The sequence below is a fragment of the Klebsiella sp. HMSC16C06 genome (assembly GCF_001808325.1).
Taxonomy (GTDB): domain Bacteria; phylum Pseudomonadota; class Gammaproteobacteria; order Enterobacterales; family Enterobacteriaceae; genus Klebsiella; species Klebsiella variicola.
Map to the genome: position 1 here is coordinate 95,057 of NZ_KV792984.1, position 12,770 is coordinate 107,826.

Here is a 12,770-nt window from a genome sequence, read left to right on the forward strand (position 1 = left end):
AGGCAGGTGCCGCCGATCAGCGACAGATAACGGGTGCCCGCGGCGTAGGAGACCATCGACATCGCCGGGATCGGCGAAAAGCCCGCGACGCGGTCCGGGCCGTAGTGTTTGATGGTCCAGACGTTGGCGGCGGCGATCAGTTGATTTAACTCTTTCCAGCTGGAGCGAACAAAGCCGCCTTTACCGCGGACTTGTTTGTAGCTGCGGGTTTTTAGCGGATCCTGCATGATGCTATCCCAGGCCTGTACCGGGTCGGGATGCTGCGCCAGGGCTTCGCGCCACAGCTCAATCAGCCGTTTACGCGCCAGCGGGTACTTCAGCCGGTTGGCGCTGTAGAGATACCAGGAGTAGCTGGCGCCACGCGGGCAGCCGCGCGGTTCGTGGTTTGGCAGATCTGGCCGGGTGCGCGGATAATCGGTCTGCTGGGTTTCCCAGGTCACCAGGCCGTTTTTGACGTAAATTTTCCAGCTGCAGGAGCCGGTGCAGTTCACACCGTGCGTGGAGCGGACAATTTTGTCGAACTGCCAGCGTTGACGGTAACTATCTTCCCAGTCACGGTTGTTGTTGTAGACCTGGCCGTGGCCGTTGGCAAAGGGCTCGCCTTTCTGCTTAAAGTAGCGAAAGCGATCCAGTAATTTACTCATGACATTTCTCCTGCTCCGATGATGTCCGGCATCGTGCCACCCGGCCGGATGAGCGAACGAACTCGTAGGCCGGATAAGGCGTAAGCCGCCATCCGGCAGATAAATCGTTATGGTTAAGCGGGTTTACGGCGGCCGTAGACCAGCCAGGTCACCAGCACGCAAACCACATAGAAGACAAAGAAGACCTTCATGGCCCCGACCGGCGAGCCGGTCATCGCCAGCGAGGTGCCGAAGGCTTTTGGAATAAAGAAGCCACCGATGGCGCCGATCGCCGAGATAAAGCCCAGCGCGGCAGCGGTATCGGTCACCGCCTCGTGCTGCGCTTCTTCATCGCTGCCGCCGCGCTGCTTTACGCTGTCGATGGTGAGCTGGCGGAAGATGACGGCGATCATCTGGAAGGTGGAGCCGCTTCCCAGACCGGCGGTTAAAAAGAGCCCCATAAACACCACGTAGAAAGCGAGAAAGCTGCCGGAGCCGCTGCCTGGCAGGGTCAGAAACAGCAGGCCGGTAAACAGCGCCATCAGGACGAAGTTGACCAGCGTCACCCGCACGCCGCCCAGACGGTCGGAGATGATCCCGCCGAACGAGCGCGCCAGCGCGCCGATGAACGGCCCAAAGAAGGCGAGTTTGAGGATATCGACTGCGGGAAACTGGGTTTTCGCCAGCATGGCAAAGCCGGCGGAAAAGCCGATAAACGAGCCAAACGTCGCCAGATAGAGCAGGCTTAACAGCCACATATGCGGTCGCTTGAGTACGGGAAGCTGATCGCGAATCGAGGCCTTTGAACCGGCGATATCGTTCATGCCGAACCAGGCGGCGACGGTGGCGAGCAGCAACAGCGGTACCCAGACGAGCGCCGCATTACTCAGGGTGATTGTCGAACCATCTGGCTGGGTAACGCCATGGACGCCGAGGAAGGTGAAGAGCGGCAGGAAGATCACCGCCGGGGCGACCATCTGCATCACACTGACGCCGAGATTGCCAAGGCCGCCATTGACCCCCAGCGCGCTGCCCTGTTTGGCTTTGGGAAAAAAGAAACTGATATTTCCCATGCTGGAAGCAAAATTCGCGCCGGCAAAACCGCATAGCAGCGCAATAACAATAAATACCCAGAACGGAGTAGTAATATTCTGGATCGCCACCCCTAACCAAATACAAGGCACAATCAGGATCACGGTACTTAATACGGTCCAGTAGCGCCCTCCCAAAAGGGGTACCATAAAGGAGTAGGGCACCCGTAATATCGCGCCGGAAAGTGAAGGGAGGGCGGTTAATAAAAAAAGCTGGTCGGTAGTGAAATGAAAACCGACCTTATTGAGATTGACCGCCACGGCGCTGAATAACATCCATACGCAGAAAGCAAGCAGTAAGCAGGCTACTGATATCCATAGATTTCTTCTCGCGATGGCTTGGCCTTTATTTTCCCAGAATGCCTTGTTTTCAGGCCGCCAATTCTTCAAAAGGTAATGATTATCTTTCTCATTCTGTACCGACATATTGCCCTCTACTTGCCCGGAAAGGAGTAAATAAATAAGGTCAACTGCTGAATACAAGGGGATGGTGAATAACGCTTAATCTGCGTTATCTATGAAGCGTAGATAAAAAAAACGTGCTGACAGAGAGCACGTGGTAAGCGTAGCGGAATTAATTGTTACTAAATGTAAAGATAGCTAAAATAACTCCAGAGTAATCATCTTATTCAAATAACGGCTAAACGCCGCCTCATCCAGGGCCTGGGTACCAAGGGCATAAATCCCGTCGAGGCCGCACACCAGGGCGATAAAACGCCAGGCGATATCCGCCGCAGGCTCAGCCGATCGAAATTCGCCGCAGGCGAGGCCCTGCTCGATGATGGCGACGGTCTCTTCATGCCACATGTTCATGGTCAGCAGGTAGGCCGCTTTGATGTCCGGGTCGCTGTCGGCCAGCACCTGGCCTTCGCGCCACAGGCGGATATAGGGCTCCAGCCGGCCATCTTCGCTGCCGATCATCGAGAATAACCGCTCGCGCCAGCTGGCGTCTTCGGCCACCAGCGGCATATCGAGCATCTCGCGGATCAGACGGATGAAAACCTGTGATTTCAGCTCGCCGATGGAGGAGAAGTGGTGGTGCAACTGCCCGGCGGCCACCTCGGCTTCGCGGGCGATCTGCCGCACGGTCATGGCGGCAAAGCCGCCGCGCAGCGCCAGCCGCATGGCGGCCTGCATAATCCCTTCCCGTCGTGCATCCCGCTGTAAATAGTGCATAGAACCCCGCTGTCATCTGGCTTTGGCCGAGTGTAACAAAAAGTTGGACATGCGTTCAACAATCCGGCAGGATCGCCATCCTGGACGTGTGTCCAATTTCCAACATTGAGGTACAAGCTATGTCACGGCAATGGATGACGCTGATGGCGATTTTGCTGGTTTATATTCCGGTGGCGATTGACGCCACGGTATTGCATGTGGCCGCGCCGACGCTCAGCGTCGCGCTGGGTAGCAGCGGCAATGAGCTGCTGTGGATTATTGATATCTACTCCTTAGTCATGGCCGGTATGGTGCTGCCGATGGGCGCCCTCGGCGATAAAATCGGCTTCAAGCGCCTGCTGCTGCTCGGCAGCGCCATTTTTGGCGTCGCCTCGCTGTGCGCCGCGCTGTCGCCGACGGCCCTGACGCTGATTGCCTCACGCGCTTTGCTGGCGGTGGGGGCGGCGATGATCGTCCCGGCGACGCTGGCCGGGATCCGCAGCACCTTTGCCGAGGCCAGCCAGCGCAATATGGCGCTGGGTCTGTGGGCGGCGGTGGGCTCCGGCGGCGCGGCTTTTGGCCCGCTGGTGGGCGGCATGCTGCTGGAGCATTTCTACTGGGGGTCGGTATTTCTGATCAACGTACCGATCGTGCTGGTGGTTATCGCCATTAATGCGAAGGTGGTGCCGCGCCAGCCTGCGCGCCGCGAACAACCGCTCAATCTGCTGCAGGCGCTTATTTTGATTGCGTCGATCCTGATGCTGGTGTTTAGCGCGAAATCGGCGCTGAAGGGCCAGCTGGCGCTGTGGCTCACCGCACTGGTGGCGATCGGCGGGGCGGCGATGCTCACCTGGTTTATCCGCAAGCAGCTGTCGGCGACCCGCCCGATGGTGGATATGCGGCTGTTCACCCATCGTATTATTTTAAGCGGGGTGATGATGGCGATGACGGCCCTGATTACCCTGGTCGGTTTTGAGCTGCTGATGGCTCAGGAGCTGCAGTTTGTGCATCAGAAAACGCCGTTCGAGGCGGGGATGTTTATGCTGCCGGTGATGGTCGCCAGCGGCTTCAGCGGCCCGATTGCCGGCCTGCTGGTGTCGCGGCTTGGGCTGCGCGAGGTGGCGACCGGCGGGATGTTGCTCAGCGCCTTCAGCTTTTTGGGCCTCGCGCTGACCGATTTCAGCAGTCAGCCGTGGCAGGCGTGGGGGCTGATGACGCTGCTGGGCTTCAGCGTCGCCAGCGCGCTGCTGGCCTCCAGCTCCGCGATTATGGCGGCGGCGCCGAAGGAGAAAGCGGCAGCAGCCGGGGCCATCGAAACCATGGCCTATGAACTTGGCGCCGGTCTCGGTATTGCGCTGTTCGGGCTGATCCTGACCCGCAGCTACAGCGCCACCATTGTGCTACCGTCCGGGCTGAGTGAGTCCATGGCGCAGCAGGCGTCGTCGTCAATCGGCGAGGCGGTCAGCCTGACGCAGGCGCTGCCCGTCGGGATGGCTGAGGCGCTGATGGCGGCGGCGAAGGCGGCCTTTACCCAGGCTCACAGCCTGGTGCTGGCGACGGCGGGCGTACTGCTTCTGCTGCTGGCGGCCGGCATCTGGCGCAGCCTGGCGAGCGTGGCGAAACCGCAGTCAGCGCTATAGCTGTAGCGACAGGTCCATCGCCGCGCGTCGTAGCGGGGCGAGGGCTTTCTCTTTTAACGCCGCGGCGCTGATCGTCGCGGCGGGGACCCCGACATTCAGGGCTGCCACCACCTGGCCATGGCGTGACAGCACGGGCACCGCCAGCGAACACACCCCCACCTCAATCTGCCGGTCGGCGAGGGCATAGCCCTGCATGCGCACCCGGGCAATCTCCGCGCGTAGCCCGGCCATATCGCACAGAGTGTGCGGGGTGTAGCGGATTAACGCTGCTCGTGACAGTGTCACCTCAAGCTGTTCCTCCGGCAGCGCGCTCAACAACACCCGTCCCATAGAGGTCGCCCATGCTGGCAGGCGACTGCCGCGCCCCAGGTCGATGCTCAGTAAATTATTGACCGCCGCGCGGGCGATATAGAGCACGTTGTCGCCGTCCAGCGTCGCCGCTGAGCAGGATTCGCCGAGCGCTTTGCCAAGGCTATCCAGCGCCGTCTGCGCGACTTTCGCCAGCGGCGTGCCGGCCAGATAGGCGTGGCCGACGGCCAGCACCCGGGGCAGCAGTTCATAGCTGCGGCCATCCGGACTGTGCACCATGCCCAGCGCGGCGAGGGTATACAGGCAACGGCGTACCGCCGCGCGGGAGATTTGGGTTTTCTGGCTCAACTGAGAAATGGTCAGCCGCTGGCGCTGGGGAGTAAAAGCATTGAGCACCTCCAGCCCGCGGGCCAGAGACAGCATAAAATTGGGGTCGTGCTCGGCCTGCCTGGCGCTCAAGGTGGTGGGGGTATGGTCACGCATTGATTCCCTCTCCGTTGCAATGCAAAGCTCACGGGGCATCACTATACCGTGCGCAAACTGCACCGTCCTGAATTGTGCCGGTTTTACCACCGCGATCACATTATTAACTGCCTTTTAACAAACGTGCCGATAATCGCACAACATTTCGATTATCGCCGTTGACCAGCCGCCAGGCTGAACCCTATTGTCAATGGCACACACCTCCCCGTTATGGATGTGGGTACAAAAAGTTATACATCTCATCAGGAACCGAAAATGACCGCCACCGTAGAACGTATTGAGAGCTGGATAGTGGATGTCCCGACCATCCGGCCACACAAGTTATCGATGACCACCATGGGCTGCCAGACGCTGGTGATCGTGCGGCTTACCCGCTCCGACGGCATCTGCGGCATCGGCGAAGCCACCACCATCGGTGGTTTGAGCTATGGCGTCGAGAGCCCGGAGGCCATCTCGTCGGCGATAACCCATTATCTGACGCCGCTGTTGAAAGGGCTGCCGGCCGATAACCTGAATGCGCTGACGGCGCGTATGAACAGCGCCATTAAAGGCAACACCTTTGCAAAGTCCGCCATTGAAACCGCGCTGCTGGATGCCCAGGGCAAAGCCTTAGGGCTGCCGGTGTCGGCGCTGCTCGGCGGGGCGCTGCAAACGGCGTTGCCGGTGCTGTGGACCTTAGCCAGCGGCGATACCGCGAAAGATATCGCCGAAGGGGAAACACTGTTAGCCGGGCGCCGCCATCAGGCGTTCAAGCTGAAAATTGGCGCGCGGGAATTAGCCACCGACCTGCGTCATACCCGGGCCATTGTGGAAGCATTAGGCGATCGCGCCAGCATCCGCGTTGACGTTAACCAGGCCTGGGACGCCGCCACCGGCGCGAAAGGCTGCCGCGAACTGGCGGCGATGGGCGTCGATCTTATCGAACAGCCGGTCAGCGCCCACGACAATGCTGCACTGGTGCGCCTGAGCCAGCATATTGAAACCGCGATCCTCGCGGATGAAGCGGTCGCGACCGCCTACGAGGGTTACCAACTGGCGCAACAGGGATTTACCGGCGCTTATGCCCTGAAAATCGCCAAAGCCGGGGGACCGAACAGCGTGCTGGCGCTGGCCCGCGTCGCCCAGGCGGCGGGGGTTGGCCTGTATGGCGGCACCATGCTGGAAGGGACCGTCGGTACCGTCGCGTCGCTGCACGCCTGGTCGACGCTGCCGCTGCAGTGGGGCACTGAGATGTTCGGCCCGCTGCTCCTCAAAGACGATATTGTCAGCGTGCCACTCACCTTTGCCGATGGTCAGGTAGCGCTCCCGCAGACGCCAGGGCTCGGCGTGGAGCTGGATGAAGACAAGCTGCGCTTCTATTCCCGTAAAGCATAACAGGAGAAAATCATGCTATTTAAAGTGGAGATGACAGTTAATATTCCGATCGGGTTTCCTGCCGCCGAAGCGGATGAAATTAAACAACGCGAAAAAACCTATTCGCAACAATTACAGCGTGAAGGCAAATGGCGACATATCTGGCGCGTCGCCGGTCTTTACGCCAATGTCAGCATTTTCGATGTTCGAGATGCCGAAGAGTTACATCAAATTTTAATGGGATTGCCGCTGTATCCCTTTATGGATATTCGCGTCGAGGCGCTGTGCCGTCATCCCTCGTCTGTTCGTGAAGACGATAGCTAATAATAATAACATCTGACCTCATGCCGGGAATACCCGGCAAATATCCTACAACGATAAGAGAGAATAATTATGAGTAATGCTTTCGTACAACAAGAAGCCGTGCAGAAATTATTACGTGAAGGCGCGGGGTTAAATGTCCCTGGCGGTAATGAACGTTTTAAAGCCATCGTCCACCGTTTGCTGGAGAATATCTGCACGCTGATCGATGACTATAACGTCACAGAAGAAGAGTTCTGGCACGCGGTGAACTATCTGCACGAGCTGGGTGGGCGTCAGGAAGCGGCGCTGCTGGCGGCCGGGCTGGGTCTTGAGCACTTCCTCGACCTGCGTCAGGACGCCATTGATGCGGCGGCGCGCCGGGAAACCGGCACCCCGCGCACCATCGAAGGGCCGCTGTATGTGGCCAATGCGCCGCTGGCCGACAGCCACGCCCGGATGGATGATGGCGCAGATGCCGGGGAAGTGATGTGGCTGCATGGTCAGGTTAAAGATAATCAGGGCCAGCCGATCGCTAACGCCATTGTTGATATCTGGCACGCCAATACCCTCGGTAATTACTCGTTTTTCGATCAAAGTCAGAGCGACTACAACCTCCGTCGCCGGATCCGTACTGGCGCCGATGGCCGCTACAGCGTGCGCAGCATCATGCCGTCCGGCTACGGCTGCCCGCCGGATGGTCCGACGCAGAAGTTGCTGGATCAGTTAGGCCGCCACGGCAACCGTCCGGCGCACATTCACTTCTTCGTCTCCGCCCCGGGCCATAAGCATCTGACCAGCCAGATTAACCTCAGCGGCGATAAATATCTGTGGGATGATTTTGCCTTTGCTACCCGCGACGGTCTGATTGCCGACCCGGTAAAAGTGACCGACCGCGAGACCATCGCGCAGCGCGATCTTGAGGGAGAGCACACCGAGGTCTGTTTTGATTTCACCCTGTGTAAAGCCCTGAACGCCGACGAAGAGCACCGCGGCACCCGCCTGCGCGCCAAAGAGTAACCGGTATTATCGGCCCCGGGCACGCCGCTGCCCGGGCCAGACATTGCACCCGAAAACGACAAATTCACCCTGTTTCTTTCATCCTGAATCCTGCAGGAGGAGTTAACTCATGCAAAAAACGCTCTCAGCGCTCAAAGACAAAATTAACAACGCGTTAATTGTCGACCGTGAAAATCATATTTACCGTTGCCACCGCTCTATATTTACCGACCAGCAGTTATTTGATTTTGAAATGAAACATATCTTCGAAGGTAATTGGGTTTTTCTCGCCCATGAAAGCCAGATTGCCGAGCCGGGAGATTATTATACTCTGACGCTGGGACGGCAGCCGGTTATTATCACTCGTGATAAAAAGAATGAATTGCATGCATTAATTAATAGCTGTGCCCACCGCGGGGCTATGTTATGCCGACGCAAAACCGGAAATAAAAACTCATTTACCTGTCCGTTCCATGGCTGGACCTTCAGCAATAACGGCAAATTATTAAAAGCCAAAGATGAGAGCACCGGCGCCTATCCTGACACCTTCAAACATGAAGGGTCTCACGATCTGCAAAAACTGCCGCGTTTTCAGTCTTACCGCGGTTTCTTATTCGGTAGCCTCAATGGCGACGTGCAGCCGCTGGAGGCCTATCTCGGCGAAACCTGCAAAATCATCGATCTGATCGTCGATCAGGCGCCGGACGGGCTGGAAGTGCTGAAGGGCTCGTCGAGCTATGTATACGAAGGCAACTGGAAGCTGGGCGCGGAGAACGGCGCCGATGGCTATCACGTCAGCGTGGTGCACTGGAACTACGCCTCAACCATGTCGCGCCGCAACTATGAAGCGGAAGGGACGCATGCGGTTGACGCCAACGGCTGGTCAAAGAGCGTCGGCGGCGGCTACGGTTTTGACAATGGTCACATGCTGCTGTGGACCCGGGCGCTGAACCCGGAAGTGCGCCCGGTGTATGCCCACCGCGAGCGTCTGCAGGCGGAATTTGGCGAACGACGCGCCGACCAGATGGTCAACGAAACCCGCAACCTGTGCCTGTACCCCAACGTCTACCTGATGGATCAGTTTTCTACCCAGATCCGCGTGATCCGCCCGATTGCGGTCGATAAAACCGAAGTCACCATTTGGTGCTTTGCGCCAAAAGGTGAATCAGACCAGGCGCGGGCGCTACGCATCCGCCAGTATGAAGATTTCTTTAACGTTAGCGGGATGGGGACGCCGGACGATCTGGAAGAGTTCAGCGCCTGTCAGCGCGGCTATCTCGGCGAAAATCTGCCATGGAGCGATCTGAGCCGCGGTGCGCTGCGCTGGGTCGACGGCCCGGATGAGCACGCCAAACATGCCGGTTTCACGCCACGACTCAGCGGGGTGAAATCGGAAGATGAAGCGCTGTACATCGCCCATCACCATCACTGGCAAACGGTCATGCTGGCGGCGCTGGAACAGGAACAGCAGCGTTACGACCAGTCGATTACCCAGCGCGTGGAGGTGGCCTGATGTTGAATCTCGAACACGTTCGCCAGTTTCTCTATTACGAAGCCCGCCTGTTGGATGATCGTCAGTGGGACGAATGGCTGAGCTGTTACAGCCCGCAGGTGGTCTACTGGATGCCGGCGTGGGGCGACGATGACCAGCTGACGCGCGACCCGCAAAAAGAGATTTCCCTTATCTATTATCCCAACCGTGAAGGCCTGGAAGATCGCGTCTATCGCATTAAAACCGAACGTTCCGGCGCCAGTACGCCGGAGCCGCGCACCACCCACATCATCAGCAATGTTGAGCTGATGGGCGACAGCGACGAGGGGCTGGAGGTGCGCTACAACTGGGTTACCTGGAGCCATCGCTATCAACACACGGATGCCTATTTCGGCTCTACCTGCTGCACGCTAATTGAGCAGGACGGCAGACCGCAGATCGTGCGCAAAACCGTGCGCCTGAATAACGATTATATCCGTCAGGTGATTGACGTTTACCACATTTAAGAGGCGCTTATGACCTTCAATATTGCTCTTAATTTTGAGGACGGCATTACCCGCTTTATTCAATGCCATGCCGGGGAGAAGGTGCTGGATGCCGCCTATCGCCAGAAGGTGAATCTGCCGATGGACTGCTCGGACGGCGTTTGCGGCACCTGCAAATGCCACTGCGCCAGCGGTGAATACGATCTGGGGGAGGATTATCTCGACGAGGCGTTAAGCGACGACGAAGCGCAGGCCCGCCAGGTGCTGACCTGCCAGATGGTCCCGACCAGCGACTGTGTGATCGATGTGCCGGTGGCCGCCGCCCAGTGCAAAACCGCGCTGACCAACACCGGGGCGGAGGTGCGGCAGGTGAATTGTCTGTCCGATACCGCCATCGAACTGGTGGTCGCCCTGGATGAGCCGCTGGCTTTTCTGCCGGGGCAATATATCAACATTCAGATACCGGGCACGCCTCATGTCCGCGCCTACTCATTCAGCTCGCTGCCGGGTTCTCTCGAAGGGCGCTTTCTGATCCGTAACGTGCCTGGCGGCATGATGAGCCAGTGGTTAACCCAGCAGGCGCGACCCGGCGATCGCTTGACCCTCAGCGGACCCATGGGCAGCTTCTATTTGCGCAGCGGCGAACGCCCGCTGCTCATGCTGGCGGGCGGCACCGGGCTGGCGCCGCTGCTCTCCATGTTACATACCCTGCAAACACAGGGCAGTCAGCGCCCGGTAACGCTACTGTACGGCGTGACCCGCGATTGCGATCTGGTGAAAACCGACGCGCTGGATGCGTTTAACCAACAACTGACGGGATATCGCTGGCTGCCGGTGGTGGCGGATGAAAACAGTACCTGCCCGCAGCGCGGCTTTGTGACCGACCATCTGGATGACGCCATGCTGAATAACGGCGACGTCGATATCTATCTTTGTGGGCCGCCGCCGATGGTGAACGCGGTCGCCACGGCGCTGCGCGACAGAGGAATTTCCCCGGCAGGGTTCTGGTATGAGAAATTTATCGCCAGCCAGAGCGCGGCGGCATAAGGAGGCATGATGCGTTTTACCGATAAAGTCGTCGCTATTACCGGCGCGGCGCAGGGCATTGGTCGCCAGACCGCGGAGCAGGCGGCAACTGAAGGCGCCGCCCTGTTGCTGATTGACCGCTCGCCTTACGTGCACGAACTGGCTGCCGTTTTAGCCCAGGCCGGAAGTCAGGTACTGGCGCTGGAGGCTGACCTTGAGCAGTGGCAGAGTACTGAACAGGCGTTTGCCGCCGGGGTAGCGCATTTTGGCCGCCTCGATGTGTTAATCAATAACGTCGGGGGAACTATCTGGGCGCGACCTTTCGCCGAGTATCAGCCAGAACAAATTGAGAAAGAGATCCGCCGCTCGCTGTTTCCTACCCTGTGGGGCTGCCGCGCGGCGCTCCCCTGGATGCTGAAGCAGGGGAAAGGCAGCATCGTCAATATCTCGTCGGTGGCGACGGCGGGGGTGAACCGGGTGCCTTACTCGGCGGCGAAAGGCGGCGTGAATGCGCTGACCCGGTCGATTGCCATGGAGTACAGCGGCAGCGGTATTCGGATTAACGCCGTCGCGCCTGGCGGGACGGAGGCGCCGCCGCGCCTGACGCCGCGCAACGATGAGCAGCCGAGCGAGCAGGAAAAGGCGTGGTATCAGCAGGTCGTCGATCAGACGGTGGCGAGCAGCCTGATGCGCCGGTACGGCACGCTGGCGGAACAGGCGAACGCGATCCTGTTTCTCGCCAGCGATGAGGCCAGCTATATCACCGGCGTGACGCTACCGGTGGCGGGGGGCGATCTCGGCTAGCGGCGGGTGGCATACCAGCAGAGCAGGGAGCCGAGACACACCATCCCGGCGCCCTGCCAGAAAGACCACGACAGCGCGGCGCTGAGCAATACTGCCGCCAGCGCGGAAGAGAGTACCGGCGTGAAGTACGAGGCCGCCGCCAGCAGGCTGACGTTGCCGTGCAGGATGCCGACGTTCCACGCCGCATAGGCCAGCCCCAGCGCCACGGAGACCGTTATCAGCTTAATGACTACCGGCCAGCTAAACAGCATCGGCGGCTGAGTGCTGGCCAAAAATTTCAGCCATAGCGTCAGGGCGGTTAACAGGACAAAGAGGGTAATGCCATTTTTACCTTTGGCGTACTTCGCGGTCACCGTGCAGTACGCCGCCCAGATAAACGCCCCGACAAATGCCAGAATGTAGCTCAGCGGGCTGGACACCACGTTATTGATGATTTCCTCGGGGTTGAGCCCGTGCTCGCCGCCAAGTACCCAGCTCACGCCGAACAGCGCCAGCAATAAGCCGGGGATCACCAGCCAGCTGCTTTTCTGGCCATTAAAGAGAATGGCGAACAAAATCGTCAGGCTGGGCCACAGGTAATTGACCATCCCCACTTCAATGGCCTGCTGGCGAGTGGCGGCGAACCCCAGCGACAGGGCGAGGCAGATTTCATAGCTGACAAACAGCACGCTGCCAGCCAGCAGATAGCGGCGCGGGATCTGGCGCAGGTTGGGAAAGCCAACGGTAAAAATGAGCAGCAGGCCGCTGAGGCTATAAATCATCGCCGCGCCGCCAACCGGGCCTAATCCTTCGCTGACGCCGCGAATCAATCCGACCATCGTGCTCCATAAGATAATGGCGGCGAAGCCGATTGATGTCGCTCTCTTTTTTTGCATATTTAACCTGATAGTGACGCAAACGCAGCCGGAATTTATAACATCTTTTGCCGGTCGATGGTCGATATTTCCCGCCGGCGTTAACTCTTTGGTATTAGTCAAACTCGTCGCCGCTGACTATTAAGGGGGCGAGCG

The 12,770-nt window shown here is 58.9% G+C and carries 13 protein-coding genes; 8 read left to right on the forward strand and 5 right to left on the reverse strand.

All coding sequences use genetic code 11. The features are described from left to right. The 3 genes from HMPREF3142_RS29720 to HMPREF3142_RS02805 all read right to left on the reverse strand — a co-directional run. Window positions 1-644, reverse strand: a 644-nt coding sequence (locus tag HMPREF3142_RS29720) for a molybdopterin-dependent oxidoreductase (protein WP_228706461.1), incomplete at its 3' end; no start/stop codon positions are given. Between the two features lie 113 nt (window positions 645-757). Further along, window positions 758-2,140: a NarK family nitrate/nitrite MFS transporter gene (locus HMPREF3142_RS02800; protein ID WP_049157841.1), complete on the reverse strand. Its 1,383-nt coding sequence runs from the start codon at window positions 2,138-2,140 to the stop codon at window positions 758-760. Window positions 2,141-2,314: 174 nt separating this feature from the next. Further along, a complete protein-coding gene (locus HMPREF3142_RS02805) occupies window positions 2,315-2,890 on the reverse strand; it encodes a TetR family transcriptional regulator (protein ID WP_064170919.1) in 576 nt (191 codons plus the stop codon). 119 nt (window positions 2,891-3,009) lie between these two features. Here HMPREF3142_RS02805 and kmrA point away from each other — a divergent pair, with 119 nt between their 5' ends. Then, the gene (kmrA, locus tag HMPREF3142_RS02810; protein ID WP_070611534.1) at window positions 3,010-4,509 is read left to right on the forward strand and encodes an efflux MFS transporter KmrA; all 1,500 of its coding nucleotides are present in this window, start codon (window positions 3,010-3,012) and stop codon (window positions 4,507-4,509) included. Here kmrA and HMPREF3142_RS02815 read toward each other — a convergent pair. Next, a complete protein-coding gene (locus tag HMPREF3142_RS02815) occupies window positions 4,504-5,340 on the reverse strand; it encodes an IclR family transcriptional regulator domain-containing protein (protein ID WP_176747602.1) in 837 nt (278 codons plus the stop codon). The genes kmrA and HMPREF3142_RS02815 overlap by 6 nt on opposite strands. A gap of 171 nt (window positions 5,341-5,511) precedes the next feature. Between HMPREF3142_RS02815 and HMPREF3142_RS02820 the strand changes: the two genes are divergently transcribed. The 7 genes from HMPREF3142_RS02820 to HMPREF3142_RS02850 all read left to right on the forward strand — a co-directional run bounded on the left by HMPREF3142_RS02820 (window position 5,512) and on the right by HMPREF3142_RS02850 (window position 11,760). Beyond that, window positions 5,512-6,675: a muconate cycloisomerase family protein gene (locus tag HMPREF3142_RS02820; protein WP_162994854.1), complete on the forward strand. Its 1,164-nt coding sequence runs from the start codon at window positions 5,512-5,514 to the stop codon at window positions 6,673-6,675. A 12-nt stretch (window positions 6,676-6,687) separates the two neighbouring features. Further along, window positions 6,688-6,978, forward strand: a complete 291-nt coding sequence (catC, locus tag HMPREF3142_RS02825; RefSeq protein ID WP_064170921.1) for a muconolactone Delta-isomerase — start codon at window positions 6,688-6,690, stop codon at window positions 6,976-6,978. 69 nt (window positions 6,979-7,047) lie between these two features. Beyond that, window positions 7,048-7,974 carry a catechol 1,2-dioxygenase gene (gene catA / locus HMPREF3142_RS02830; RefSeq protein ID WP_032730479.1) on the forward strand — a complete coding sequence of 309 codons (927 nt, stop codon included), beginning with the start codon at window positions 7,048-7,050 and terminating at the stop codon, window positions 7,972-7,974. Window positions 7,975-8,083: 109 nt separating this feature from the next. Continuing rightward, window positions 8,084-9,466: a Rieske 2Fe-2S domain-containing protein gene (locus tag HMPREF3142_RS02835; RefSeq protein ID WP_064170922.1), complete on the forward strand. Its 1,383-nt coding sequence runs from the start codon at window positions 8,084-8,086 to the stop codon at window positions 9,464-9,466. Continuing rightward, on the forward strand, window positions 9,466-9,951 hold the full coding sequence (gene benB / locus HMPREF3142_RS02840) for a benzoate 1,2-dioxygenase small subunit (RefSeq protein ID WP_012968103.1): 486 nt from the start codon (window positions 9,466-9,468) through the stop codon (window positions 9,949-9,951). The genes HMPREF3142_RS02835 and benB overlap by 1 nt, the downstream gene beginning before the upstream one ends. A 9-nt stretch (window positions 9,952-9,960) precedes the next feature. Beyond that, entirely contained in the window at window positions 9,961-10,977 is a 1,017-nt protein-coding gene (gene benC / locus HMPREF3142_RS02845) for a benzoate 1,2-dioxygenase electron transfer component BenC (protein ID WP_046881389.1), read from the forward strand. A 9-nt stretch (window positions 10,978-10,986) separates the two neighbouring features. Then, the gene (locus tag HMPREF3142_RS02850) at window positions 10,987-11,760 is read left to right on the forward strand and encodes a 1,6-dihydroxycyclohexa-2,4-diene-1-carboxylate dehydrogenase (protein WP_023297694.1); all 774 of its coding nucleotides are present in this window, start codon (window positions 10,987-10,989) and stop codon (window positions 11,758-11,760) included. Here HMPREF3142_RS02850 and yddG read toward each other — a convergent pair. Further along, window positions 11,757-12,635 (reverse strand): aromatic amino acid DMT transporter YddG, encoded by an 879-nt coding sequence (yddG, locus tag HMPREF3142_RS02855; protein ID WP_044613062.1) that lies wholly within the window; start codon window positions 12,633-12,635, stop codon window positions 11,757-11,759. The two genes, HMPREF3142_RS02850 and yddG, sit on opposite strands and share 4 nt — an antisense overlap. Window positions 12,636-12,770 lie beyond the last annotated feature (135 nt).